The sequence below is a fragment of the Pseudomonas sp. ASL4 genome, assembly GCF_056680395.1.
The window spans coordinates 3302607-3326592 of record NZ_CM155280.1; the positions used below are offsets into that span (position 1 = coordinate 3302607).

The 23986-nt window shown below is 60.3% G+C and carries 22 protein-coding genes; 6 read left to right on the forward strand and 16 right to left on the reverse strand.

Going from position 1 to position 23986, the window contains the following annotated elements:
- Positions 1-10: 10 nt before the first annotated feature.
- The 6 genes from AC1MEW_RS14835 to AC1MEW_RS14860 form a co-directional block, all read right to left on the reverse strand.
- On the reverse strand, positions 11-1126 hold the full coding sequence (locus AC1MEW_RS14835; RefSeq protein WP_480426744.1) for an NAD(P)/FAD-dependent oxidoreductase: 1116 nt from the start codon (positions 1124-1126) through the stop codon (positions 11-13).
- On the reverse strand, positions 1123-2478 hold the full coding sequence (locus AC1MEW_RS14840) for an FAD/NAD(P)-dependent oxidoreductase (RefSeq protein ID WP_480426747.1): 1356 nt from the start codon (positions 2476-2478) through the stop codon (positions 1123-1125). Before AC1MEW_RS14840 ends, AC1MEW_RS14835 begins: the two co-directional genes overlap by 4 nt.
- A 181-nt stretch (positions 2479-2659) precedes the next feature.
- Positions 2660-2950 carry a (2Fe-2S)-binding protein gene (locus tag AC1MEW_RS14845; protein ID WP_480426749.1) on the reverse strand — a complete coding sequence of 97 codons (291 nt, stop codon included), beginning with the start codon at positions 2948-2950 and terminating at the stop codon, positions 2660-2662.
- A gap of 7 nt (positions 2951-2957) precedes the next feature.
- The gene (locus tag AC1MEW_RS14850) at positions 2958-3752 is read right to left on the reverse strand and encodes an ABC transporter permease (RefSeq protein WP_201197080.1); all 795 of its coding nucleotides are present in this window, start codon (positions 3750-3752) and stop codon (positions 2958-2960) included.
- A 6-nt stretch (positions 3753-3758) separates the two neighbouring features.
- Positions 3759-4628: an ABC transporter permease gene (locus tag AC1MEW_RS14855; protein WP_480426751.1), complete on the reverse strand. Its 870-nt coding sequence runs from the start codon at positions 4626-4628 to the stop codon at positions 3759-3761.
- Complete coding sequence (locus tag AC1MEW_RS14860; RefSeq protein ID WP_201257136.1) at positions 4625-5644, reverse strand: ABC transporter ATP-binding protein; 1020 nt, start codon at positions 5642-5644, stop codon at positions 4625-4627. Before AC1MEW_RS14860 ends, AC1MEW_RS14855 begins: the two co-directional genes overlap by 4 nt.
- Before the next feature lie 244 nt (positions 5645-5888).
- Here AC1MEW_RS14860 and AC1MEW_RS14865 point away from each other — a divergent pair, with 244 nt between their 5' ends.
- Positions 5889-6725 carry an IclR family transcriptional regulator gene (locus AC1MEW_RS14865; RefSeq protein WP_201257137.1) on the forward strand — a complete coding sequence of 279 codons (837 nt, stop codon included), beginning with the start codon at positions 5889-5891 and terminating at the stop codon, positions 6723-6725.
- A gap of 122 nt (positions 6726-6847) precedes the next feature.
- Here AC1MEW_RS14865 and AC1MEW_RS14870 read toward each other — a convergent pair whose 3' ends face one another.
- Both AC1MEW_RS14870 and AC1MEW_RS14875 read right to left on the reverse strand, forming a co-directional pair.
- Positions 6848-7600 (reverse strand): anti-sigma factor family protein, encoded by a 753-nt coding sequence (locus tag AC1MEW_RS14870; protein WP_480426753.1) that lies wholly within the window; start codon positions 7598-7600, stop codon positions 6848-6850.
- Positions 7597-8103, reverse strand: coding sequence for an RNA polymerase sigma factor (locus tag AC1MEW_RS14875; RefSeq protein ID WP_201204677.1), 507 nt, complete (start codon positions 8101-8103; stop codon positions 7597-7599). Before AC1MEW_RS14875 ends, AC1MEW_RS14870 begins: the two co-directional genes overlap by 4 nt.
- 158 nt (positions 8104-8261) lie before the next feature.
- Between AC1MEW_RS14875 and AC1MEW_RS14880 the strand changes: the two genes are divergently transcribed.
- Both AC1MEW_RS14880 and AC1MEW_RS14885 read left to right on the forward strand, forming a co-directional pair.
- A complete protein-coding gene (locus AC1MEW_RS14880; RefSeq protein ID WP_480426755.1) occupies positions 8262-9347 on the forward strand; it encodes a catalase family peroxidase in 1086 nt (361 codons plus the stop codon).
- Complete coding sequence (locus tag AC1MEW_RS14885; RefSeq protein WP_201257139.1) at positions 9344-9889, forward strand: cytochrome b; 546 nt, start codon at positions 9344-9346, stop codon at positions 9887-9889. Before AC1MEW_RS14880 ends, AC1MEW_RS14885 begins: the two co-directional genes overlap by 4 nt.
- Positions 9890-10035: 146 nt before the next feature.
- Here AC1MEW_RS14885 and AC1MEW_RS14890 read toward each other — a convergent pair whose 3' ends face one another.
- Positions 10036-11262: an MFS transporter gene (locus AC1MEW_RS14890; protein ID WP_480426757.1), complete on the reverse strand. Its 1227-nt coding sequence runs from the start codon at positions 11260-11262 to the stop codon at positions 10036-10038.
- A gap of 95 nt (positions 11263-11357) precedes the next feature.
- On the opposite strand from AC1MEW_RS14890, the gene AC1MEW_RS14895 reads away from it, so the two are divergent.
- Entirely contained in the window at positions 11358-11804 is a 447-nt protein-coding gene (locus tag AC1MEW_RS14895; RefSeq protein ID WP_322269015.1) for a winged helix-turn-helix transcriptional regulator, read from the forward strand.
- Between the two features lie 63 nt (positions 11805-11867).
- Here AC1MEW_RS14895 and AC1MEW_RS14900 read toward each other — a convergent pair whose 3' ends face one another.
- Positions 11868-13019, reverse strand: coding sequence for a M14 family metallopeptidase (locus AC1MEW_RS14900; RefSeq protein ID WP_201204672.1), 1152 nt, complete (start codon positions 13017-13019; stop codon positions 11868-11870).
- A gap of 484 nt (positions 13020-13503) precedes the next feature.
- Complete coding sequence (locus AC1MEW_RS14905; protein ID WP_201204670.1) at positions 13504-13845, reverse strand: DUF6124 family protein; 342 nt, start codon at positions 13843-13845, stop codon at positions 13504-13506.
- A 129-nt stretch (positions 13846-13974) separates the two neighbouring features.
- On the opposite strand from AC1MEW_RS14905, the gene AC1MEW_RS14910 reads away from it, so the two are divergent.
- Positions 13975-14622 carry a LexA family protein gene (locus AC1MEW_RS14910; RefSeq protein WP_201204668.1) on the forward strand — a complete coding sequence of 216 codons (648 nt, stop codon included), beginning with the start codon at positions 13975-13977 and terminating at the stop codon, positions 14620-14622.
- 39 nt (positions 14623-14661) lie between these two features.
- Here the strand turns inward: AC1MEW_RS14910 and AC1MEW_RS14915 are convergent, their stop codons facing one another.
- From AC1MEW_RS14915 to AC1MEW_RS14930, 4 genes are all read right to left on the reverse strand, one after another.
- Complete coding sequence (locus tag AC1MEW_RS14915; RefSeq protein WP_201204666.1) at positions 14662-16611, reverse strand: acetyl/propionyl/methylcrotonyl-CoA carboxylase subunit alpha; 1950 nt, start codon at positions 16609-16611, stop codon at positions 14662-14664.
- Entirely contained in the window at positions 16611-17426 is an 816-nt protein-coding gene (locus tag AC1MEW_RS14920; protein ID WP_201204664.1) for a gamma-carboxygeranoyl-CoA hydratase, read from the reverse strand. Before AC1MEW_RS14920 ends, AC1MEW_RS14915 begins: the two co-directional genes overlap by 1 nt.
- Positions 17427-17535: 109 nt before the next feature.
- Positions 17536-19143 (reverse strand): carboxyl transferase domain-containing protein, encoded by a 1608-nt coding sequence (locus AC1MEW_RS14925; protein WP_201257142.1) that lies wholly within the window; start codon positions 19141-19143, stop codon positions 17536-17538.
- A 12-nt stretch (positions 19144-19155) separates the two neighbouring features.
- Positions 19156-20319 (reverse strand): isovaleryl-CoA dehydrogenase, encoded by a 1164-nt coding sequence (locus AC1MEW_RS14930; RefSeq protein WP_322269011.1) that lies wholly within the window; start codon positions 20317-20319, stop codon positions 19156-19158.
- A 343-nt stretch (positions 20320-20662) separates the two neighbouring features.
- Between AC1MEW_RS14930 and AC1MEW_RS14935 the strand changes: the two genes are divergently transcribed.
- Complete coding sequence (locus tag AC1MEW_RS14935) at positions 20663-22357, forward strand: AMP-binding protein (RefSeq protein ID WP_480426763.1); 1695 nt, start codon at positions 20663-20665, stop codon at positions 22355-22357.
- Positions 22358-23083: 726 nt separating this feature from the next.
- On the opposite strand, the gene AC1MEW_RS14940 is transcribed toward AC1MEW_RS14935, so the two are convergent.
- The gene (locus tag AC1MEW_RS14940; RefSeq protein WP_201204659.1) at positions 23084-23983 is read right to left on the reverse strand and encodes a hydroxymethylglutaryl-CoA lyase; all 900 of its coding nucleotides are present in this window, start codon (positions 23981-23983) and stop codon (positions 23084-23086) included.
- Positions 23984-23986 lie beyond the last annotated feature (3 nt).

Here is a 23986-nt window from a genome sequence, read left to right on the forward strand (position 1 = left end):
CCTTCCTCTATCAAGCAACGGAGATGGAGTGAAACCGGGTGATGGAAAACGCATCCAGCGACGTCTTGGGGGCGCCGCTGCAGATGATCTCGGTGAGCGCCTGGCCCACCGCCGGGCCGATCTGGAAACCGGCGCCGGCAAAGCCAAACCCGTGCAACAGACCGGGCTGGGTGCCGCTGTGCCCGATCACCGGTTGGCGATCTGGCAAGTAACCTTCGGTGCCGCTCCAGGTGCGAATCGCCTGGGCGCCTTCTAAAAAGGGGTAGAGCTCGACGGCTTGGCGGAGAATTTCGAGCACCGCGTTTTGACCGGGTCGGGCGCGGACGTCGTCGAGGGCAAAGCCCTGGCCACCGCCCAACACACAGTTGCCGCGGGTGACCTGGCGGGCATAGATGCCACCGCCCTCGACCCCGGTGCTGGCGTTCATCATCAGCGGCAACGGTTCGGTGACCAGCATCGCCGGGTGCCCGGCGTGCATCGGCACCGCTTCGCCAAACTGTGCCGCGAGGCTGCCGGCCCAGGCCCCGGCGCAATTCAACAGCCACGGCGCGCGAAGCTTGAGGCCGGTTTGAGTGCTGACGTGAAAGTGCTGGCCGTCGTGATCCACTTCTGTGACCGCGCATTGCTCATGGATTTGCGCGCCATGTCGACGCGCTGTTTGGGCAAACGCCGGGGACACCAGTCGCGGGTTGGCGTGGCCGTCGTCGGGGCAAAACGACGCGCCGACAGCCACATCCCCGACCCAAGGGAAGCAGGCGCGTAGTTCATCGCGATCGAGGATCTGCAAGTCGAGGCCGAAGCCCTGGCTGCTGGCGGCGTAGTCCTGCAAGGCGCGCAGGTCGTTGAAGCTGCGCGCCAGTTTCAGGTGACCGCTGCGTTGGTACTCACCGTCGATGCCGAGCAACTGCGGCAGTTGTGCCCAGATCTCGTGAGCCTGTTGCGACAGTGGTAGTTGCGACAATGGTCGGCCCTGACGGCGCACGCCGCCGTAGTTCACGCCACTGGAGTGGGAGCCGCAAAAGTCCCGTTCCAGCAACGCCACACGACGGCCGGCCTTGCTCAGAAACAGCGCGGCCGAGGCGCCGACAATGCCGCCGCCAATGATGATTGCATCGACTTCGATCATGGCTCGACCTCCAGGCCAAACGGCAGCGGTTTGATCGGCGACTGAGCCCGTAGTCGACCGATGTCCGACACGGAGCGCTGGCTTTCACAGGCAATGATTTCCGCCGCCGCCGCGCCGCACATCCGGCCTTGGCAGCGTCCCATGCCGACCCGGCAATGAGCCTTGACCCGGTTGATCTCCCAGTGGCCTTCGCGCACTACCTGACGGATATCGCCGGCTAGCACCTCTTCGCAGCGGCAGACGATCAGGTCATCCAGGGTGTTGGCGGCCCAGTTCTCGGGAAAGGCGAAGGCTTGCTCCAGCCCTTTGCGGAACGTGCCGATCCGTTTCAGTGATTGCTCAAGAGCGGCGGGGCGCTCTGTCGGGATCAGGTAGCCGATGTCTTCAAGCAGGGCCAGCGCTGCGCGTTCGCCGGCCATTTCGACGGCATCGGCGCCCATGATCCCGGCGCCGTCACCGGCCAGGTACACCTCGGCGACACTGCTGCGCCCGGCGCTGTCACGTTGCGGCAGCCAGGCACGGTTGAGCGGGTTCCAGGCGAATTCACAGCCGAGCAGGTCGGCGAGTTGGGTTTCGCTGCGCAAGCCGTGGGCGAAGGCGACGGCGTCGCAGTCGATTTGCTGTGAGCCTTTGGTGTTACGCCAGTTCAGCGATTGCACGCGTTGTTCGCCGTTGACCTGGATAAGGCTGGCGCCCTGATGCACCGGGATGCCGTGGGCAGTCAGCCAACTGCGGTAATAAATGCCTTTGGCGAGAGTTGCCGGTTGTGAGAGCAGGCCGGGCAGGGCACGGGCCTGGGCGCGGAAGGGCGAACTGTCGAGCACCGCCACCACCTTCGCGCCAGCCTTGGCGTATTGATAGGCGACCAGGTACAGCAACGGTCCGCTGCCGGCGAACACCACCCGTTCGCCGATGGCGCAGCCTTGGAACTTCAGCGCAATCTGCGCCGCACCGAGGCTGTAAACCCCCGGCAAGGTCCAGCCCGGCACCGGCAAAATCCGGTCGGTGGCGCCGGTGGCGACGATCACCCGGGAGAATGGCAGGCGCGTGGCGCGGTTATCGTGCAAGGTGTCGAGAGCACCGTCCTGCGCGTTCCACACCAGAGTTTCCGGACGGTAGTCGAGCTGTTCGCGAAGTTCGTCGAGGGTCTGATGAATCGCGCTGGCCTTGCGCGCTTCGAAGCCATACAGCTTGACCGCCGAGCGCTTGAAATTCGCTGGCTGACGCCGATAAATCTGCCCGCCACCTCTAGCTGCCTCATCCAGCAAGATTGGACGAACACCATTTGCGACCAAGGTTTGCGCGGCACGAATCCCGGCAGGCCCGGCGCCAACAACAATCACCGAATTCATACCCAACGCCCACATTTGATTGGAGTTGCCCGCAATGTTTGTGATCGACGCCGAACCCCTGTGGGAGCGGGCTTGCTCGCGAAGGCAGCGGCACATTCAACAGAGATGGCGGCTGACAGATCGCCATCGCGAGCAAGCTCGCTCCCACAGGGGATCCAGGGTTGGCAGATAGAGAGGGTGTTCATACCGAGCGCCCCGGTTCGCGGCTGATCTGTTGGCCCGCTTCGAGCAGCGTCGAGCAGGCTCGCACCCGGCGGCCATCGCCCAGGCGAACCCAGCAATCCTGGCACGCGCCCATCAGGCAGAAACCGGCGCGGGGTTGGGCGCTGAAGTCGCTGCCGCGCAGGTGTTCGCTGCAGGTCAGTACGGCGGTCAGCACGGTGTCGCCGAGCAAACCGCTGGCCGGTTTGCCGTCGAGGGTAAAGTTCAGGGCCGGGCGGTCGCCTTCGGCCAGTCGTTTCAGCAGAGCCATGGCGCCCTCATTGTTTTCCTACCAGAACCCGATCCAGGCCATAGACCCGATCGAGCAAAATCATCGTCAAAGCGGTCAGGCCAATCACCAGTGCCGACACCGCCGCCATCATTGGATCGATGGATTCGGTGGCGTACACGTACATCCGCACCGGCAAGGTTTGCGTGGCCGGCGAAGTCACGAAAATCGACAACGTGACTTCATCGAAACTGTTGATAAACGCCAACAGCCAACCACCCGCCACACCGGGCAAAATCATCGGTAAAGTGATTTGCCGGAACAGCGTGAAACGCCCGGCACCCAACGATTGCGCGGCATGTTCAGCGCTGCGATCCAGACCAATCGCCGACGCCAGCACCAGCCGCAGCACATACGGCGTGATCACCAGCACATGGGCGAAGATCAGCCAGCCGAAACTGCCATTCACACCCATCAGCGCAAACAACCGCAGCAACGCCACCCCCAGCACCAAGTGCGGAATGATGATCGGCGACAGGAACAAACCGTTGAAAAAGCCCCGTCCGGGAAACTCAAAACGGGTGATGGCCAGCGCCGCCGGCACCGCAATCAGTGTCGCCAACGTTGCAGCGCAGAACGCGAGGATCAGGCTGTTGTAGAACGCATCGACGAAATCGGCGCGTTCAAAAACCGCACGAAACCAGCGCAAAGAAAAGTGCGTAGTCGGCAGGCTCAGGGTGTTTTCCGGGGTGAAGGCCACCAGGCACACCACCACCAGCGGCGCGAGCATGAACAGCACTACCAGGGTATGAAACAGCAGGGCGAAAGGACCGTTCTTGGACATGACGAGTTATCCCAATGACTTCTTGTAGCGGCCTTCGATCATCCGGTTCCACGACAGCATGATCAGCAGGTTGAGCAACAGCAGCGCCACGGCGATCGCGGCGCCCATCGGCCAGTTCAGCTCCGACAGGTACTGGTCGTAGATCAGCGTCGCGACCATTTTCAGTCGGCGCCCGCCGAGCAATCCGGGGATCGCAAAGGAGCTGGCCGCGAGGCCGAACACGATCAACGTGCCGGACAGCACGCCGGGCATGATTTGCGGCAGCACGACTTTGCGCATCACCGTGAGGTGGCTGGCACCGAGGGACAGCGCGGCTTGTTCGGCGGCCGGGTCGAGTTTCTGCAAGGAGGTCCAGACCGGGATGATCATGAACGGCAGCATCACGTGGACCAGCGCAATCACCACCGCGAACGGCGTGTAGAGCAGTTTCATCGGTGAGCCGCCGAAGGCTTGCAGGGTCTGGTTGACCAGGCCGTCGGCGCCGAGTAACAGGCTCCAGCCGAAGGCGCGCACCACCACCGAAATCAACAGCGGTGTGAGGATCAGAATCAGGAAAATCGAACGCCACGGCGCGCCCATGCGGCTGAGGATATAGGCCTCGGGCACGCCGATCACCACGCAGAGCAGGGTGGTCAGGGCGCTGATCCAGAACGTGCGCAGAAAGATCTCGTAGAAGTACGGATCGCCCAGCAGGCTGCTGTAGTGGTCAAGGGTGTAAGCGTTGCTGTTGATCCCCGTGCTGTAGTCGAACACGTTGAACGACAGCAGCAGCGTCAGCATCAACGGAATGACCAGCAGGCCCAAGTACAACGTCAGCGACGGGGCCGACAATAAATACCCTTGGCGTCCCTGGCGGACGGAAGCGAGCAGACTCATGCCGACACCTCGTCGACACTGAGCACCCGCAGCAGCGCCGCGTCCCAGTCCAGGCCCACCGCCGTGCCTTCGGCCAGCGGTGCCGAGCCGTCGTTGCGACGCACCACGCTGAGTTCGCCGAGGGTCGTCGAGACGCCGTACAACCATTGGCTGCCGAGGAAGAATCGGCTGACGATATTGCCTTGCAGACGGCCGTGATCTTTTTCCCGTAGGTCGATCTTTTCCGGGCGCAGGCTCAGGGTCAGGCCGCCGCCGCTGTGTACCTGAACCACGCCAGCGCCATCACGCTCGCCGGGTAGTAGATTGGCCTTGCCGACAAACCCGGAAATGAACTCGGTGCGCGGGTGCTCATAAAGGGTGTAGGGCGCGTCGATCTGGGTGATACGCCCAGCCTGCATCACCACCACCCGATCGCTGATGGACAGCGCTTCGGACTGGTCGTGGGTGACCATCAGCGTGGTGATCCCGACTTCACGCTGAATGCGGCGAATCTCGAATTGCATCTCTTCGCGCAGGTTGGCGTCGAGGTTGGACAGCGGTTCGTCGAGCAGCAGCACCGGCGGCTCGATCACCAAGGCCCGGGCCAACGCGACTCGCTGACGCTGACCACCAGACAACTCCCGTGGATAGCGCTCGGCGTGCTGGTCGAGGCGCACCAGTTTCAACACCCGAGCGACCCGTTGCTGCAATTCGGTGTTGGGTACTTTGCGCATCCGCAGGCCGAAGGCGACGTTGTCTTGCACGCTCATGTGCGGGAACAGCGCGTAACTCTGGAACACCACGCCCAGGCCACGGCTGGCGGGTTTGGCGTGGGTGATGTCGCGACCGTCCAGCACGATGCGCCCGCTGCTGACTTCAACGAAGCCGGCAATCATTTGTAGCGTGGTGGTTTTGCCGCAACCGGAAGGGCCGAGCAGGGAGACGAACTCGCCTTTCTCCACCGAGAGGTTGGTGGCGACGACGGCGTCGATTTCGCCGTAGCGTTTACCGAGGTTTTCAAGTTGCACGAATGCCATAGCTGCGCTCCACCTGAGATTGTTATGCGCGGCCTGGGGTCGCGCTTTTTTGTATGGGCAGATACGAAAGGATGCTGCGGGGTGCGTTGGCGCTCGACTTGGATCGGCTGCCGCTGTTGTTCGAATCGCCCCTGTATGGACGCAGAGTAGGACGAAGAATAGGATGGGCTCAATGGTCTATTTCACTGAGGCGATGACTATTTTCAATTTCATTCAGTGAGTAAATTTTAAGTCGAGAAAATCTATGCCTAATTCCACTGAGCGGAATGAAAACAAAAATGAAGTCGGTGTCGGTGCGGTCTCCAGGTTGTTTGCGGTGCTGCGCAGCCTGGGTGACACGGTTGAGGGCGGTGAGCGGGTGACGCAACTGTCCCAGCGCATTGGCCTGTCGCAACCGACCACCCACCGCTTGCTGCGTAGCCTGATGGACGAGGGCATGGTCGAGCAGGACGCTCGCAGCAAACGTTATCGCCTGAGTCTGGATTTTTTCGCCTTGGCCGCCCGTGCTGGAAATACCGGCAACCTGCGTGAACTGGCACGGCCGGCATTGCTACGGTTGTCGGCGTCGTTGGGGGATTCGTTGTTTTTGCTGGCTCGCAGTGGTTTTGATGCGATCTGCCTGGACCGCAGTGAAGGGCCGTTTCCGATCCGCACCTTTACCGGGGACATCGGCGGACGGGTGGCGCTGGGTGTCGGGCAGGGTAGTCTGGCGATCCTGGCGTTTTTGCCGGAAGAAGAGCGCGACACAGTGATTCATTACAACTTGCCGCGACTGAAGGATTTTCACCTGTATGACGAGGTGTTCCTGAGGTCGGAAGTCGAGAGCGTGCGCAACTTGGGGTATGCAGGGCGTAACACTGGCGTGTTGCAGGGCATGGCCGGGGTGGCGGTGCCGATTCTGGATCGAGATGGGCGGGCGGTGGCGGCGTTGAGTGTGGCCACCGTGAGTGATCGGCTGGGGCCGGATCGCTTGCCGACGGTAGTGGAAATGCTCAAGCGCGAAGCGGCGTTGATCGGGCCGCGGATTAATCCGTTTGATCCGTTGCTGCGCCGGCCTTCACAGGTGTTCGGGCAGGGCTGATGCAACACATTTCCCCTGTGGGAGCGGGCTTGCTCGCGAAGGCGGTGTGTTAGTCGACACCGATGTAGCTGATACTCCGCCTTCGCGAGCAAGCCCGCTCCCACATTTGATCTGCGTTGTGGTCAGAACTGTGCGGTTTGCTTGAGCATCTGCCCCGTCGGCGTATCGCTCGGGCTGACCATCGCGTAGTTGTACCCGGCCCCCGACCAATACTCGGCCTGCAAGTCCCCGTCACTGCGACTGCCCCGCGGCAGCAAGTAATTTCTCGGTCCCGGTGGTCGCACGTAGAAGCTGATTTTGTGCCCTGTCGGGTCTTCGTAGACCACCATCGCCGCCGGCCCTTGTTCGGTGCTGAGCAAGCGCCCGCTCACCGGTTTGAAGCCTGCGCCCGAAAGGTCAGGCAGGCGATTGGCCTTGGTGAAGTAACGGTCGAGCCAGCCTTGCATGTCGCCGTCGTCGCTGACTTTATAATCGGCCGGCAGCATGCCTTGCTGCGCAATCAAGCGGTAAGCCTGGATCGCATCGGTCATCGGCGCCTGGGTACTGACGAGGGTCATTTCCCGAGCCTGCCAGCCACTGAGTCCGCCAATGCTGACGGCGATCAGCAGCATGGCAGCGCTGGCCAGATGTCGTCGCGACTGACGCTTGAGGCGCTGGCGAATCAGCGCCGGGTCCAGTTCCGGGTTGGCTGTTTGCTGCAATGCGCCGCCAAGGGCCGCGCGCAGTTGCTGGGCATCCTGCTGCCAGGCGCGGGCCTGGGCGGAAATTTCCGGGTTGCTGGCCAGAAAAGTCTCCACCAGGCGTCGGTCATCATCGCTGAGTTGGTGATCGACGTAGGCGTGCAGGTCACGCTCGCTTGGGGGCATGCTGATCATTTGAGTCTCCGCAGAGAAGGACGGGTGATTTCGCCGTCGCTGAGTTCGCGCAAGGCCTGGCGGGCGCGGGACAGACGGGACATCACGGTGCCAGTCGGGACACCGAGGATCTCGGCGACCTCTTTATAAGTCAGACCTTCCACCGACACCCAAAGCAGCAGGGCGCGCTGCTCAGTGCTGAGCTGATCGAAGGCTTGCAGGGTCGATTGGGCTATCACCGTGCGCTCGGCTGACGGCTGGGAATCGTCTCGACCGGTAAAAAACTCGAGCATCCGTGCATAGCGTCGGGAGCGTCGGTGAGCGTCGAGAAACTGTCGATACAGAATCGAAAACAGCCAGGCGCGCAGGTCGCCGTCGGGGCGTTTGTCGCTCCAACTCGACAGCGCCCGCTCAAGGCTGGCCTGGACCAGATCGTCGGCGCTGCTGGGGTTGCGCGTCAACGACACGGCAAACCGGCGCAATCTGGGAATGATTTCTCTCAGTTGTTCGTCGATATCGTTCATGAAGTTCTGACTAGTCACTACGCTGTGGACTAGGAAGACGCCCGGCACTCGAGGTTATTCCACGCCTGTAAAAATAAATACGGTGCGATGGAATAAACCGGTTTGGGGCGCGTCTGCTTGGTTCTTCTCACTTGTGGCCGATGGCCCTGGAGTCTTTCATGGTAGATCGCTCATCACCGCCCACCCGGCCGCCGCTGAGTACCGCCAGCCTGATCCTGCGCCTGGCCGGCATCGGCGTCATTGTCGCGGCCGCGGCTGGGGCTTTTGCCTACGTCAACGGCACCTTTGACCCACAGCGCCTGACGCCGAACAAGCTGATCAATGTGCTGGAAACCAACAACGGCGTGCATCCGGGATTCCGACGTAACCACTCCAAAGGCGTGTGCGTAATCGGGCACTTTGAAAGCAGTGGCGAGGCGCGCAGCTATTCCACGGCCCAAGTCTTCAATGAAGCACAGACTCCGGTGGTCGGGCGTTTCGCGTTGCCTTCCGGCAATCCTTACGCGCCGGACACCGCCGTGCCGATCCGCAGCATGGCGTTGCGTTTCACCCAGGCCAACGGCCAACAGTGGCGCACCGGGATGAACAGCATGCCGGTGTTCCCGGTGGGTACGCCCGAAGCGTTCTATCAACTGCAACAGGCCCAGTCGCCCGATCCGGCCACAGGTAAACCGAATCCGGCTGCCGTGCCGGCATTCTTTGGTTCGCATCCGGAAACCGCACCATTCCTGGCGTGGGTAAAAACCGCCAAACCGTCGGCCAGTTACGTGACGGAAACCTACAACAGCGTCAACGCGTTTTACCTGGTGAACGCGGCCGGGCAGAAGCAGGCGGTGCGTTGGAGCATGGTCCCGGTGGTTAAAGACGCAGCGGGTGCCACGGCCCCTGAGGGTGGCGATTTCCTTGAGAAAGATTTGGTGCAGCGGATTTCCGCAGGACCGCTGCGTTGGCAGTTGAACATCATCCTGGCCAACCCCGGCGACCCGGTGAATGACGCCAGCAAGGCCTGGCCCGATGGCCGCAAAGTCCTGAACGCCGGGACGTTGGTGCTCGAAGCGACCCAGCCGCAACTCAACGGCGAGTGCCGTGACATCAACTACGACCCGCTGGTGCTGCCGGCCGGGATCGAAGGTTCCGACGACCCATTGCTCGCCGCGCGTTCAGCCGGTTACGCGAGTTCCTACCTGCGTCGCACCAGCGAAGTCAGCCAGTTGCCCGCCGCCAAACAGGAGGCTCAACAATGAGCGCCCAACCGAAGCATTTCGCCCCGCTGGCGCGGCTGTTGCACTGGCTGATGGCGCTGATGATCATCGCGATGCTGTTTATCGGCGCGGGCATGGTGGCCTCGGTGTCCGAGCGCCATGAGTGGCTGATTCACTTGCACAAACCCTTGGGCATTGCGATTTTGCTGTTGGTGATCGTGCGCCTGGCGGTGCGTTTCTCGACTCAACAGCCACCGTTGCCAGCGGATCTGCCGGGTTGGCAGGCGCTGGCGGCCAAGGCGTCCCATGTCTTGCTGTATGCGTTGATGCTGATATTACCGCTGCTGGGTTGGGCGATGATTTCTGCGGCCGGGGACCCGGTGATGCTCAGTAGTTCGTTGCAGTTGCCATCGATACTGCCGGCAAATGCACAGGTATTTGCGTTTTTGCGCAAGGCTCATAGGTATCTGGCGTATCTATTACTCCTGACGGTGCTGCTGCATTTGGCTGCGGCGTTGTTTCATGGCTGGGTACGCCGGGATGATGTGCTGGACAGCATGTTGCGGGGCAAGGATCGCGGCTGAAAGGCCAATCGCTGAACCATTGTGGTGACGGAGCTTGCCTGTGGCGAGGGGGCTTGCTTGTGGCGAGGGGGCTTGCCCCCGTTGGGTTGCGCAGCAGCCCCCAAACCACGCAACACGGTCCGTCAGAAGGATCGCGTTAAATGGGTTTACGACTGCTGCGCAGCCGAACGGGGGCAAGCCCCCTCGCCACAGGTTTTTTGTGTCTGGCGGGACAATGTCAGCCACCAATAACCCAATGCAACGGCATTAATCCCCGCCCCTAACAGGCAAACGCCAGTCCACCCGCCCCAGGCATACATCGCCGTCGAACCAATCGACCCCAGCGCACTGCCAATCGAGTAAAACAGCATGTACCCGGCAGTGAGGCGACTTTGCGCTTCGGGCCGCACGTTGTAGATCATGCTCTGGCTGGTGACGTGCACTGCCTGCAAGCCCAGATCCAGCGTGATCACCCCAAGCAGCAACGCCCACAGCGACGATTGTGTGAACGCGATAGGCAACCACGAAGCCAGCATCAACAACAGCGACAGGCCGCTGGTCCATTGCCCCAGACCGCGATCGGCCAGATGTCCGGCGCGGGCCGCCGCCAGTGCTCCGGCGGCACCGGCCAGTCCGAATAATCCGATTTGCGTGTGGGACAACGACAGCGGCGGGGCGCTCAGGGGTAACACCATGGGCGCCCACAACACCATGGCGCTGGTGAAGGTCAGCAGGGCGAGGATCGCCCGTTGCCGCAGCACCGGTTCTTCCTTGAACAAAGTGAAGACCGAGCCGATCAGCGCTGCATAAGTGTGGGATGGTTGCGCAGCTTCATGTTTGGGCAGCACGCGAAACAACAGCAGCGCCATCAACAGGGTCAACCCCGCCGACAGCAGATAAATCGAGCGCCAACCCGCCAGGTCCGCCATGCCGCCGGCCACGGTGCGCGCCAGCAGAATGCCGACGACAATGCCGCTGGTGACCATGCCGACCACGCGTCCGCGCTGGGCTGCAATCGCCAGGGTTGCCGCATAAGCCACCAACACTTGGGTTACCACTGCCAACAACCCGGTCAATGCCATACCGATCAGCAGCCAGGCGCTGTTCTGCGCGAATGCAATCATCAGCAACGCCACGGCAGACAACAGCGTTTGCGTGACGATCAGGCGTCGCCGGTTGAGCAGATCCCCGAGTGGCACCAGCAGCAACAGCCCTATGCCGTAACCGACCTGCGTCAGGGTGACGACGATGCCGATGGTCGCCGGGTTCATGGCAAAAGCGTCGGCCATGGCATCGAGCAACGGTTGGGCGTAATACACATTGCCGACGGCCAGGCCGCAGGCGACAGCGAACAACAGCACCACGCCGCTATTCAATGGTTGGTTAGGCTTCATGCCAGGCTCCTGATCTAGTTTCAAAATAAAACCAGTTGTACGGTAGGGAGGCTGGTTTTATATTGCAACCACATTTGCAGTCTGTGAGCGCGATCATGGTCAAGCGTACAAGCATGGAAGGCGCCGAATGCCCGGTCGCCCGGTCACTGGATGCAATCGGCGATTGGTGGTCGTTGCTGATCGTGCGCGATGCGTTCGATGGCATTCGCCGGTTCGGCGAGTTTCAGCGCAATCTGGGCATGGCCAAGAACATCCTGTCGGCACGACTGCGTACGTTGGTGGCTCACGGGATTTTCGATCTGGTGCCGGCGTCGGATGGCAGTGCGTATCAGGAATACGTGCTGACGGAGAAGGGCAAGGGCCTGTTCCCGTTGATCATCGGCTTGCGGCAATGGGGCGAAGCGTTTTTCTATGAGGCGGGGGAAGCGCATTCACGGGTGGTTGATTGTGAGCAAGGGCGGCCGGTGCGACCGTTGGAGTTACGCGCCGAGGATGGGCGGTTGTTGGGGCCAGAGGATTGTGTGCGGCTAGCGGCGCAATAAAGTCAAAAGATCGCGCCTTCGTAGGAGTTGCCGAAGGCTGCGATCTTTTGATCTTGAAGGTGATCAGCGCAACGTATCAACCATATCCGCGACGGTCGTCAGCACATCCTTGCCCAATTGCTTCGAGCGCTTACCAGACCAACCCGTCAGCGCATTCGGCGCATCGTTGTTGTCCTTGAACGGCATCTCCAGCGTTAGCGACAGGCAGTCGAACTTCTGGCCAACGCTGTTGCAGGCCAGGGTCATATTGGCCAGGCCTGGCTCGTCGCGGGTGTAGCCGTGCTTGGTCTGGAAGTCCTTGGTCAGGTGCTTCAGGTGATCACGGAAGTGGGTTTCCAGCTTTTCGATCCGCGGTGTATAGCCGGGGTTGCCTTCGCAACCGGCGGTGAACACGTAGGGGATTTCTTCATCGCCATGGATGTCGAGGAACAGATCGACGCCGTACTTTTCCATTTGCTGCTGTACGAAAAGGACTTCCGGGCTGACTTCCTGACTGGCGCTCTGCCAGGCGCGGTTAAGGTCCTGGCCATTGGCGTTGGTGCGCAGGTGACCGTGAAAGGCACCGTCCGGGTTCATGTTCGGCACCAGGTACAGGTCGGCGCTGGCCAGCAGTTTTTTCAGTACAGGGTCGTCATGTTTTTCCAGGCGTTCGATCACGCCTTCCATGAACCACTCGGCCATGTGCTCGCCTGGGTGCTGTTGCGCGATGATCCAGACCTTGCGTTGACCTTCGGCGCCACTGCCTTTGCGCAGCAACTGGATATCGCGGCCCTCAACGCTTTTGCCGGTGGCCAGCAGTTCGGTGCCGGCCTTGGTCAGCGCCTGCTCGATCAGCCAGTCATGGCGACCGCGGCTGTAGGGTTCGAAATAGGCAAACCAGGCGTGGGTGGCCGTAGCTTCCAGGCTGAAACGCAGGCAGTCGCCTTCGAAGATCGTCGGTACGCGGAACCAGTTGACGTGGTCGTAGGACGCCACCGCTTGATAACCGTCCCAGGCTTTGTTGTACGAGGATTTGCTGGCGTTACTCAGGCGAAACCAATGCTCTTGACCGACATGCAGACCACTGGCCTTGAAGTGAAACCACTGGAAATGCTGGCTGCGGGTGTCTGGCTTGATCGCCAAAAGGGCTTGAAGCGGATTGCTGATGTCCAGCACTTCAATGTTGCCGCTGTCGAAATTAGCGCTGATGTCGAAAGAGGATTTAGCCACGGTCATAGTCGATTCCTGATTATGATTTATGGCAGCTACTTTACACGCAAGAGGGGGATAAATCGGGGGGAAATTGCGGGGTGAAATGAGGGGGGCGTCCTCCTTGACGCCGAAGCAGCTTAGAGGCTGTAGAATTGATTCTCAAGTGCTATTTTTCATTAGTTTGACCCCTGTGCTGCCGGGGTTCGCTTGCCAATAGATGTTCTTTTGATATCATGCCCGCCATCGAATTAGCAGCACCTACAGTCTTCATTAGCCTGAAGCCAAAGCCAGAATAACTGGCAAAAAAAAACCCGGCAAAAAGCCGGGTCAAAAACCGTGATTAGCCTGATGAGGAGATAGTCCAGGAGACCGACCTAAGGTCCTCTGGTCCATCGACTGATCTCGCGATCAGCTGCATGCAATAATAATCATTCTCGTTTGCAAGTCAAATGATTTTATCTGTGCGATTGGAAAACTCTTTCCTGTCCTCCTCGAAAACACTTCCGTCTCAGTCGTTCTGATCACCATCCAGGGATCGGTCGACCATTGCCTGCGCCATATCGATCATGTGCACCACCGAAAACGCCAGCGCACGCCCCGTGCCTTGCTGGTTTCCGGCTGATTCCTGTGCGGTGGCGGCGGCACAGCGCAATAGATCGGACGCATGAACCAACGCCTCTTCACTGCTGATGTTGCGGTTGACATCGAAAAAGCGCGACTCGACTTCCACCTCTGAAACAGCTGGTTTCAAGTAATAATCCAGCGCCCGCTGTGCGGCGGCGCAGCCCTTTGGCGAGGTGAAAGTGGTGTCGAACTGCATGTCCTGCATGTCGTTGCTGGGGTTTGTCATGGTGATAGTGAACTCCGTGATAGATTCAGATCCGTGAACCCATCCTAGTACGTACTGTATTTGTGACGAGAATTTAAATACTACAATTTGTGTTTTGTGGGTCGGAGTCCCCCACGTATCGTGCCGCACATGGATAAATGGATTGAATTGGTCAAGGCCAAGATGAGTGAACTCAACCTCACTCAAGAGCTACTCGCTGACCGCCTCGGGATGTCCCAGGGCGGCGTCGGCCACTGGCTGAATAAACGTCGCGATCCCGGGATCGTCAACATGAACCGCGTCTTGAAAGCCCTTGGAATGGATTTTCTCGAAGTGGCGATGGTGATTCGCGAACCCCTGGTCTCGGAAGATGAAGAGATGCCGCTGGCGCTCAAGTACAACCCGTACTTCCGCTACCCGGTCAGCGATTGGCGAGAGCCGGCCGAAGTTCGCGACGGTGAGCTGACTGTGTATGGCAAGGAGCGTTTCGAGCTGACCGACTACCACGCTCAGGGCCCGGCGTTCTGGCTCGTGGTGGTGGGTGATGCGATGACGGCGCCCAGTGGCATCAGCATTGCCGAGGGCATGATGATCCTGGTGGACCCGGCCATTGTGCCGGAGCCTGGAAAACTGGTGATCGCCCAGTGGCCGGACAGCGCCGAGGCGACGTTTCGCAAGCTGATCGAAGAGGGCGGGCAGCGTTACCTGGTCCCGCTCAATCCGACGTATCCGAAAGCCCTTTTCACCGAGGAATGCCGAATTATCGGCGTAGTGGTTCAGGCAACAGCCAAATTCTAATCAGATCGGTCCTCGCAATGCGTAGGACCGATCTTCATTTCACGCTTCTTCCAACTCCACCAACGCACTGCCTTCGCTGACCATTTCACCTTCCTGGCAATACAACGCCTTGATCACCCCGGCATGGGGCGCACGAATGCTGTGCTCCATTTTCATCGCTTCCAGCACCACCAATTGCGCCCCGGCTTCGACCGTTTGCCCGGCCTCCACCAACACTCGCACGATGCTGCCGTTCATTGGTGCGGTCAGGCCGCCCTGATGGCTGTGGCTGGACTCGACGGCAGCGATTGGATCGTAAGTCTCGATACGGCGCAGTTCACCTTCCCATTGCAGATACAGCACGTCGCCACGGCGGATGGCCCGATGCTGGCGGCGCACGCCGTTGTGTTCGATCAGCAGTTGTTCGCCCTTGAGTTGCGCAGTACTCACATCGCCCAACGTCAGCGCGTGATCCTGATCTTCGCAACTCAAATGCAGGGTGATTTCCTTGGGCAGCCCGGCGCGGAAACCGTTGTTGAAGGCCCATGGCGAACTCGGGTCATCGGCACGCAACACCGACGCTTGGCTCTGCGCAAACGCCTGTGCCGCGGCTTGCCAGAACTCGTCGCTGAGGTTGGCAGGCGCTGGCAGCAGTTGCTCCTGATAACGTGGAATGAACCCGGTATCCAGTTCCGCCGCAGCGAATGCTGGATGGCCGACGATCCGGCGCAGGAAGTTGATGTTGGTCTTGAGCCCACCAATGGCGAACTCATCCAGCATGCTCAACAACCGCAGTCGTGCCTGTTCACGGTCTTCGCCCCAGGCAATCAGTTTGCCGAGCATCGGGTCATAGAACGGCGAAATCTCATCGCCTTCTTCAACACCGCTGTCCACCCGCCGCCCCGGACCTTCGGCCGACTCGCGATACAACTCCAGCCGCCCGGTGGCCGGCAGAAAATCATTGCCCGGATCTTCGGCGTACAGCCGCACCTCGATGGCATGTCCAATCAGCGGCACCTCAGCCTGAGTCATCGGCAATGCTTCACCGCGCGCCACGCGAATCTGCCAGGCCACCAGGTCCAGGCCTGTGATGGCTTCGGTGACCGGGTGTTCGACTTGCAGGCGCGTGTTCATCTCCATAAAGAAGAACTCGCCGCGCGAATCCAGCAGAAACTCCACCGTGCCGGCGCCGACATAACCAATGGCTTGCGCCGAGCGCACAGCCGCTTCGCCCATGGCGCGACGCAGTTCTGGGCTCAGGCCTGGTGCGGGTGCTTCTTCGACGACTTTCTGGTGCCGGCGCTGGATCGAGCAATCCCGTTCATTCAGGTACAGGCAGTTGCCGTGTTGATCGGCAAAGACCTGGATTTCCACATGACGTGGCTTGAGCAGGTACTTTTCCACCAGCATCCGCGAATCGCCGAACGAGGATTTCGCTTCACGCTGGGCCGAGGCTAGGGCTTCGGCCAACTGGCTGACGTCCTCGACCACTTTCATGCCTTTACCGCCACCACCAGCCGTGGCCTTGAGCAGCACCGGATAACCGATGCGTTCACAGGCGTCGCGGAAGGTATCGAGGTCCTGGGCTTCGCCGTGATAGCCGGGTACCAATGGCACGCCGGCGGTCTCCATCAAGGCTTTGGCGGCGGATTTGCTGCCCATGGCGTCGATGGCCGCGGCGGGTGGGCCGAGGAAAATCAGGCCGGCGGCTTCAATGGCGCGAGCGAACCCGGCGTTTTCGGAAAGAAAACCGTAGCCAGGGTGAATCGCCTGAGCGCCACTTGCCTGGGCGGCGGCAATCAGTTTGTCGATTTGCAGGTAGCTGTCGGCAGCTTTACTGCCGCCCAGGTCGACGCGGATATCCGCTTCGCGGCTGTGCCGGGCGTCACGGTCGGTGGCGCTGTGCACGGCGACGGTGGTCAGGCCCAAGGCTTTGGCGGTGCGCATCACCCGGCAAGCAATTTCGCCACGGTTAGCCACCAGCAGAGTAGTGAGAACAGGTGCGCTCATCAACGCGGCTCCTTGGGGGTGGTGACGGCTTGCCAGTTCGGCGGACGTTTTTGCAGAAAGGCCCGCAGGCCTTCCTGACCTTCAGGGCTGACACGAATGCGCGCGATGGCATTTTCGGTGTAACGACGAAGCGCCGGAGTCAGGGCGCCATTGCCGACTTCACGCAACAAGTCCTTGCTGGCACGCATGGCGGCCGGGCTGTTGAGCAGCAGGTTGTCGATCCAGTGTTCGACGCTTTGCTCCAGTTCGGCGACCGGAAAACTCTCCGACAACAAACCGATTTCCCGCGCCCGCTGCCCGCCGAAACGTTCGGCGGTCAAGGCATAACGCCGCGCCGCACGTTCGCCGATGGCTTGCACCACGAACGGGCTGATCACCGCCGGTGCGAGGCCGATGCGCACTTCCGACAAACAGAACTGCGCGTCATCGGCACCGATGGCCATGTCGCAGCAACTGATCAGACCCAATGCACCGCCGTAAGCCGCGCCTTGCACAACCGCCAGAGTCGGGACTTTCAGCTTGGCGAGGTTGTACATCAACTCCGCCAGTTCCCGGGCGTCGTCGAGGTTGGTGTGGTAATCGAGCTCGGCCGATTGCTGCATCCAGGCCAGATCAGCGCCTGCGCTGAAATGCTTGCCGCGACCACGAATCAGCAGGAAGCGCAGGCTGGCATCACCCGAGACCTTGTCCAGTGCGAGGATCAGCTCGCGGATCATTTCGGCGTTGAATGCGTTGTTCTTTTCTTCACGGCTGAGCCACAGGGTCGCGAAACCCCGTGGGTCGGTCAGCAGTTCGAGGGTGTTGAAGTCGCTCATATTTGTCCGTCTCCACGAGACTTGTGGGGGGATTGCAAGGGATGGCGATTGCTTCGCAATCGAACGGGGGCAAGCCCCCTCACCACACAAGCCCGCCCCCACAAAAAAATCACATCCGGAACACGCCGAAGCGGCTCGGTTCGATTGGCGCGTTCAACGACGCGGATAAGGCCAGGGCCAGTACGTCGCGGGTTTGGGCCGGGTCAATGACGCCGTCGTCCCACAGCCGTGCGCTGGAGTAGTAAGGGTGGCCTTGTTCTTCGTACTGATCGAGGATCGGTTGCTTGATTTGCGCTTCCTGTTCGGCGCTGAAACCCTGACCACTGCGTTCGGCCTGCTCGCGTTTGACCTGAACCAGCACGCCGGCAGCCTGCTCGGCGCCCATCACGCCGATGCGTGCATTCGGCCACATCCACAGGAAGCGCGGATCGTAAGCCCGCCCGCACATGCCATAGTTACCGGCGCCGAAGCTGCCGCCGATGATCACGGTGAATTTCGGCACCTTGGCACACGCCACGGCGGTCACCAGTTTGGCGCCGTGTTTGGCGATACCGCCGGCCTCGTATTTCTGGCCAACCATGAAGCCGGTGATGTTCTGCAGGAACAGCAATGGGATGCCGCGCTGGCAGGCCAGTTCGATAAAGTGCGCGCCTTTCTGCGCGGCTTCGGCGAACAAGATGCCATTGTTGGCGAGGATCGCGATCGGGTAACCGTGCAGGTGGGAAAAGCCGCAAACCAATGTAGTCCCGAACAACGCTTTGAACTCATCGAATACCGAACCGTCGACCAGTCGTGCAATCACTTCGCGCACGTCGAACGGCTGCTTGGCGTCGGCCGAGACCACGCCATACAACTCATCGCTACTGTAGAGCGGAGCAATCGGCGTGCGTTGTTGCAGTTCGCCGAGCTTGCGCCAATTGAGATTGGCAACGCTGCGTCGGGCGAGGGCGAGGGCGTGTTCATCGCTCTCGGCGTAATGGTCGGCGACCCCGGAAATCTTGCAGTGCACGTCGGCTCCGCCCAAATCTTCAGCACTGACCACTTCGCCGGTGGCCGCTTTCACCAGCGGCGGGCCAGCGAGGAAAATCGTTGCCTGATTACGCACCATGATCGCTTCGTCAGCCATCGCCGGTACGTAGGCGCCACCAGCCGTGCAGGAACCCATAACCACCGCAATCTGCGGAATGCCCATGGCGCTCATGTTGGCCTGGTTGAAGAAAATCCGCCCGAAATGCTCGCGGTCAGGAAACACTTCATCCTGACGTGGCAGGTTGGCACCGCCGGAGTCCACCAGGTAGATGCACGGCAAGCGGTTTTGCTGGGCGATGGTCTGGGCGCGCAGATGTTTTTTCACGGTCAGCGGGTAGTACGAGCCACCTTTCACCGTGGCGTCGTTGGCGACGATCATGCACTCGACGCCCTCCACGCGGCCGATCCCGGCAATCACGCCGGCCGCCGGAACGTCTTCGCCATACACCGCGTAGGCCGCCAGTTGGCTGATTTCCAGAAACGGTGAACCCGGATCGAGCAAACGATTGATCCGCTCGCGAGGCAGCAATTTGCCCCGCGACGTGTGGCGCTCTTGCGCCTTCGGGCCGCCACCTTGCTGCACTTGGGCGAGCAGGGTGTGCAGGTCGTCGACCTGTTTGAGCATCGCCGCGCTGTTGGCGGCGAACTCTGCCGAACGGGGGTTGAGCTGGGTATGCAGGATAGCCATGGACAGCTCCGTTTAGCGGGTTTCGTTGAACAGTTCGCGACCGATCAACATGCGACGAATCTCACTGGTGCCAGCACCGATTTCGTACAGTTTGGCGTCACGCAGCAGACGACCGGCCGGAAATTCGTTGATGTAGCCGTTGCCGCCGAGAATCTGGATCGCGTCGAGCGCCATTTGTGTGGCGCGTTCGGCGCTGTAGAGGATTACGCCGGCAGCGTCCTTGCGGGTGGTTTCGCCGCGCTCGCAGGCCTGGGCGACCGCGTAGAGGTAGGCGCGGCTGGCGTTGAGTTGGGTGTACATGTCGGCGACTTTGCCCTGGATCAGCTGGAATTCGCCGATGCTCTGGCCGAACTGCTTGCGGTCGTGGATGTACGGAACGATCAGGTCCATGCACGACTGCATGATCCCGGTCGGGCCGCCCGAGAGGACGACGCGCTCGTAATCGAGGCCGCTCATCAGCACTTTCACGCCGCCGTTGAGTACGCCGAGGATGTTTTCTTCCGGCACTTCGACGTCATCGAAGAACAGCTCGCAGGTGTTCGAGCCGCGCATGCCGAGCTTGTCGAACTTGTTGCTGCGGCTGAAGCCTTTCGAGTCACGCTCAACGATGAATGCGGTGATGCCATGGGGGCCTTTTTCCAGGTCGGTCTTGGCGTAGATCACGTAGGTGTTGGCGTCGGGGCCGTTGGTGATCCAGGTTTTGCTGCCGTTGAGCACGTACTTGTCGCCGCGTTTGTCGGCGCGCAGTTTCATCGAGACCACGTCGGAACCGGCATTCGGTTCGCTCATGGCCAGTGCGCCGATGTGCTCGCCGCTGATCAGTTTTGGCAGGTATTTGGTCTTCTGTTCGTGAGTGCCGTTGCGGTTGATCTGGTTGACGCAGAGGTTGGAATGCGCGCCGTAGGACAGCGCCACCGAGGCCGAGCCGCGGCTGATTTCTTCCATGATGACCACGTGGGCCAGGTAACCCAGGCCTGCGCCGCCGTACTCTTCCGGCACGGTGACGCCCAGCAGGCCCATGTCACCGAATTTGCGCCACAGGTCTGCGGGGAACAGGTTGTCGATGTCGATCTGAGCCGCGCGCGGGGCGATCTCTTTGGCGACGAAGGACTGAACCTGATCGCGCAGCATGTCGATGGTTTCACCGAGGGCAAAGTTCAGGGATGGATAGCTCATGGGTCACCTTTTGGCTTTTTTGTAGGGTTGGGAGGGCGTGGTTCGGCTCTCACCTTTACGTTAACGTAAGCTTGTGATGAATGGCTGTCAATCACCCTTTACGTTAACGTCAACTTGAGAGAGAGTAGGGCCAGTTCAAGATAGAAAAGCGGAGCAATCCTGTGGGAGCGCCCTGTGGTGAGGGGGCTTGCCCCCGTTTGAGTGCGTAGCACTCACAAAATTTTTTGGTGCATCGAAAGTTTTGGGGCTGCTTCGCAAACCCAACGGGGGCAAGCCCCCTCGCCACAGGCCTCTCCCACAGGTGACCGTCGCCAACCCATAAATAAAGACAATAGGGGTCGTCATGGATCAACCCAGTGCAAACCCGCAGCGCAGCTATACCCGTGGTTCCCAGGACAAAGCCTTGTTGGCAATGACCATCGGCGAGGCGTTCGATTACACCGTCGCGCAGTACCCGATCGGGGAAGCGCTGGTCGTGCGTCATCAACAGTTGCGCTACACCTGGCAGCAATTGGCCGACACCGTGGACCTGCACGCCAGAGCACTGCTGGCGCTGGGTTTGCAGACCGGCGATCGCCTCGGTATCTGGGCGCCGAACTGCGCGCAGTGGTGCATCAGCCAATTCGCCAGCGCGAAAATCGGCGTGATCCTGGTCAACATCAACCCGGCGTATCGCAGTTCTGAATTGGAGTACGTGTTGAAACAGTCCGGCTGCCAATGGCTGGTCTGCGCCGGGGCCTTCAAGACGTCCGACTATCACGGGATGCTGCAAGGATTGGTGCCAGAGTTGGCGGAGCAATCCATCGGCCAATTGCAGAGCGAACGCCTGCCGGACCTGCGTGGCGTCATCAGTCTGGACGCCTTGCCGCCCTCGGGTTTCCTGCCGTGGTCGCAACTTGCAGATCTTGCCGCCAGTGTCTCGGTCGAGCAGTTGAATGAACGTCAGCACAGCCTGCATTTCGATCAGCCGGTGAATATCCAGTACACCTCCGGCACTACCGGTTTCCCCAAAGGCGCGACCCTCAGTCACTACAACATTCTCAACAACGGTTACATGGTTGGCGAAAGCCTGGGTTTGACGGCCGATGATCGGCTGGTGATCCCGGTGCCGCTCTATCACTGTTTCGGCATGGTCATGGGCAACCTCGGCTGCGTGACCCACGGCAGCACGATGATCTACCCCAACGACGCATTCGATCCACTGTTGACCCTGACCACCGTCGCCGAAGAAAAAGCCACCGCGCTCTACGGCGTACCGACCATGTTCATTGCCATGCTCGATCAACCCCAACGCGGCGAATTCGATCTCTCCACCCTGCGCACCGGGATCATGGCTGGAGCGACCTGCCCGATCGAAGTGATGCGCCGGGTCATCAACGAGATGCACATGAGCGAAGTGCAGATTGCCTACGGCATGACGGAAACAAGTCCGGTGTCATTGCAGACCGGTCCGTCGGACGAGTTGGAATTGCGCGTCACCACCGTCGGCCGCACCCAGCCGCAACTGGAAAGCAAGATCATCGACGAGGCCGGTAACCTGGTGCCGCGTGGCACGATTGGCGAGCTGTGCACTCGGGGTTACAGCGTGATGCTCGGTTACTGGAAAAATCCGCAGGGTACCGCCGAAGCTATTGATCAGGCTGGCTGGATGCACACCGGTGACCTGGCGAGCATGAACGACGAGGGTTACGTGTGCATCGCCGGACGCAACAAGGACATGATCATCCGTGGCGGTGAGAATGTTTACCCACGGGAGCTGGAAGAGTTCTTCTTCACCCACCCGGCAATAGCGGATGTGCAGGTGATTGGCATTCCCTGCTCACGCTACGGCGAAGAGATCGTTGCCTGGATCAAGTTTCACCCCGGCCACAGCGCGACCGAAGAAGAGCTGAAAATCTGGTGCAAGGCGCGCATCGCGCACTTCAAGACGCCGCGTTACTTCAAATTCGTGGAAGAGTTTCCGATGACCGTGACCGGCAAGATCCAGAAATTCCGGATGCGCGAGATCAGTATCGAGGAGTTCAAAGCGATACCGTAGGAGCTGCCGAAGGCTGCGATCTTTTGGGGGGCGCAGAAGGCTCAGATCAAAAGATCGCAGGCTGCGCCAGTTCCTACAGGGGATTTGTGTCGGGTCAGTCGACAGCGAGGTTGAATGATAAATCGCCTTCGCGGGCAAGCCTCGTTCCTACAGGAGTCGGTTTTACTGAATCGCAGAAAGCACAAAGGGGAGCCGAAGCTCCCCTTTAATTTGTCGTTGCGCGTGCTCTTTTTTTATTATTGAGGGGCGGTCTATTGTTGTTTTTGGCAACCGTGGCCCTTTACTGCTGTTTTTGTCGACCCCCATCCGGGGTCAAGAGCAAACGTATTTTTTTGAGCGCTGATCTGCTTTTTCGCCAAGCGATCCAACCAGTTCGGGAGCTACCTGAAGGTAGTTTTATTGTTCTCTGCCCGGTTGCGGGTTACTCCGAAAAGCACCCTGAAAAGCACACCTTCTCCAAAAAAATCTGTTAGCTGCGTCTCTGCCGTGTTGTTCTTGTTATGTCAGAGTCGTTACGTCTTATTTTTATTAGGTTTGCTGCTTTTTATTCTTGTTATGCCATAGAGATAGCAGAAGCCGTGCCAAGTTTTTAAAAACCTTTAAATTCAATGGTTTGAGTTTTTTGTAGGGTTTTTCTCTCAATCAAAACCCAGCAATTTGTTTCCGTGTTACTCGTTTGTACCCGCACTCCAGACAATGCGGTAACACCCGGACACATCCGCCCACTCACTGGGCGCTGCGAGCCTTGGCCACGCGCGAACCGGTCGGGCGCCCCAGCACCGTGCAAATCTGTTGGCCCGCGAGAATCAAGGCGTCCAGGTCGATTCCGGTCTCGATTCCGAGGCCGTTGAGCAGGTACACCACGTCTTCGGTGGCGACGTTACCGCTGGCGCCCTTGGCATATGGGCAGCCGCCGAGGCCGGCGATAGAGCTGTCGAATACCGCGATGCCTTCCAGCAGACTGGCGTAGATATTGGCCATGGCCTGGCCGTAGGTGTCGTGGAAATGCCCGGCCAGTTTGTCCCGCGGCACATCGGCCGAGACCACCTCGAACATCCGGCGGGTAGCGCCAGCGGTGCCGGTGCCGATCGTGTCACCGAGCGAAACCTCGTAACAGCCCATGGCATAGAGCTCACGAGCCACCATCGCGACTTGTTCCGGCGCGACGTTACCTTCGTAAGGACAACCCAGCACACACGACACATAACCGCGCACGCTGACGCCGTGCTGTTTGGCGGCGTCCATGATCGGTACAAACCGCGCCAGGCTTTCGCTGATCGAGCAGTTGATGTTGCGCTGGGAAAACGCTTCGGAGGCGGCGGCGAACACCGCGACTTCCTTGACCCCGGCCGCGATGGCGTCTTCAAACCCGCGCAGGTTCGGCGCCAGTGCGCCATACGTCACGCCGGTCTTGCGCTGGATTTGCGCAAAAACCTCGGCGGAACCAGCCATTTGCGGCACCCACTTGGGCGAAACGAAACTGCCGACTTCTATATAGCCAAGGCCCGCAGCGCTCAAGGCGTCGACCAGTCGCACCTTGTCCGCGACGCTGATGGGCTGGGCTTCGTTTTGCAGACCGTCGCGGGGGCCGACTTCGATCAGGCGTACGTGGGTGGGAAGGGGCATGGC

Excerpts from the sequence above, each read along its gene's own strand:
- AC1MEW_RS14835 (WP_480426744.1), bottom strand. The coding sequence starts at position 1,126 with ATGATCGAAGTCGATGCAATCATCATTGGCGGCGGCATTGTCGGCGCC.
- AC1MEW_RS14840 (WP_480426747.1), bottom strand. The coding sequence starts at position 2,478 with ATGAATTCGGTGATTGTTGTTGGCGCCGGGCCTGCCGGGATTCGTGCC.
- AC1MEW_RS14845 (WP_480426749.1), bottom strand. The coding sequence starts at position 2,950 with ATGGCTCTGCTGAAACGACTGGCCGAAGGCGACCGCCCGGCCCTGAAC.
- AC1MEW_RS14850 (WP_201197080.1), bottom strand. The coding sequence starts at position 3,752 with ATGTCCAAGAACGGTCCTTTCGCCCTGCTGTTTCATACCCTGGTAGTG.
- AC1MEW_RS14855 (WP_480426751.1), bottom strand. The coding sequence starts at position 4,628 with ATGAGTCTGCTCGCTTCCGTCCGCCAGGGACGCCAAGGGTATTTATTG.
- AC1MEW_RS14860 (WP_201257136.1), bottom strand. The coding sequence starts at position 5,644 with ATGGCATTCGTGCAACTTGAAAACCTCGGTAAACGCTACGGCGAAATC.
- AC1MEW_RS14865 (WP_201257137.1), top strand. The coding sequence starts at position 5,889 with ATGCCTAATTCCACTGAGCGGAATGAAAACAAAAATGAAGTCGGTGTC.
- AC1MEW_RS14870 (WP_480426753.1), bottom strand. The coding sequence starts at position 7,600 with ATGATCAGCATGCCCCCAAGCGAGCGTGACCTGCACGCCTACGTCGAT.
- AC1MEW_RS14875 (WP_201204677.1), bottom strand. The coding sequence starts at position 8,103 with ATGAACGATATCGACGAACAACTGAGAGAAATCATTCCCAGATTGCGC.
- AC1MEW_RS14880 (WP_480426755.1), top strand. The coding sequence starts at position 8,262 with ATGGTAGATCGCTCATCACCGCCCACCCGGCCGCCGCTGAGTACCGCC.
- AC1MEW_RS14885 (WP_201257139.1), top strand. The coding sequence starts at position 9,344 with ATGAGCGCCCAACCGAAGCATTTCGCCCCGCTGGCGCGGCTGTTGCAC.
- AC1MEW_RS14890 (WP_480426757.1), bottom strand. The coding sequence starts at position 11,262 with ATGAAGCCTAACCAACCATTGAATAGCGGCGTGGTGCTGTTGTTCGCT.
- AC1MEW_RS14895 (WP_322269015.1), top strand. The coding sequence starts at position 11,358 with ATGGTCAAGCGTACAAGCATGGAAGGCGCCGAATGCCCGGTCGCCCGG.
- AC1MEW_RS14900 (WP_201204672.1), bottom strand. The coding sequence starts at position 13,019 with ATGACCGTGGCTAAATCCTCTTTCGACATCAGCGCTAATTTCGACAGC.
- AC1MEW_RS14905 (WP_201204670.1), bottom strand. The coding sequence starts at position 13,845 with ATGACAAACCCCAGCAACGACATGCAGGACATGCAGTTCGACACCACT.
- AC1MEW_RS14910 (WP_201204668.1), top strand. The coding sequence starts at position 13,975 with ATGGATAAATGGATTGAATTGGTCAAGGCCAAGATGAGTGAACTCAAC.
- AC1MEW_RS14915 (WP_201204666.1), bottom strand. The coding sequence starts at position 16,611 with ATGAGCGCACCTGTTCTCACTACTCTGCTGGTGGCTAACCGTGGCGAA.
- AC1MEW_RS14920 (WP_201204664.1), bottom strand. The coding sequence starts at position 17,426 with ATGAGCGACTTCAACACCCTCGAACTGCTGACCGACCCACGGGGTTTC.
- AC1MEW_RS14925 (WP_201257142.1), bottom strand. The coding sequence starts at position 19,143 with ATGGCTATCCTGCATACCCAGCTCAACCCCCGTTCGGCAGAGTTCGCC.
- AC1MEW_RS14930 (WP_322269011.1), bottom strand. The coding sequence starts at position 20,319 with ATGAGCTATCCATCCCTGAACTTTGCCCTCGGTGAAACCATCGACATG.
- AC1MEW_RS14935 (WP_480426763.1), top strand. The coding sequence starts at position 20,663 with ATGGATCAACCCAGTGCAAACCCGCAGCGCAGCTATACCCGTGGTTCC.
- AC1MEW_RS14940 (WP_201204659.1), bottom strand. The coding sequence starts at position 23,983 with ATGCCCCTTCCCACCCACGTACGCCTGATCGAAGTCGGCCCCCGCGAC.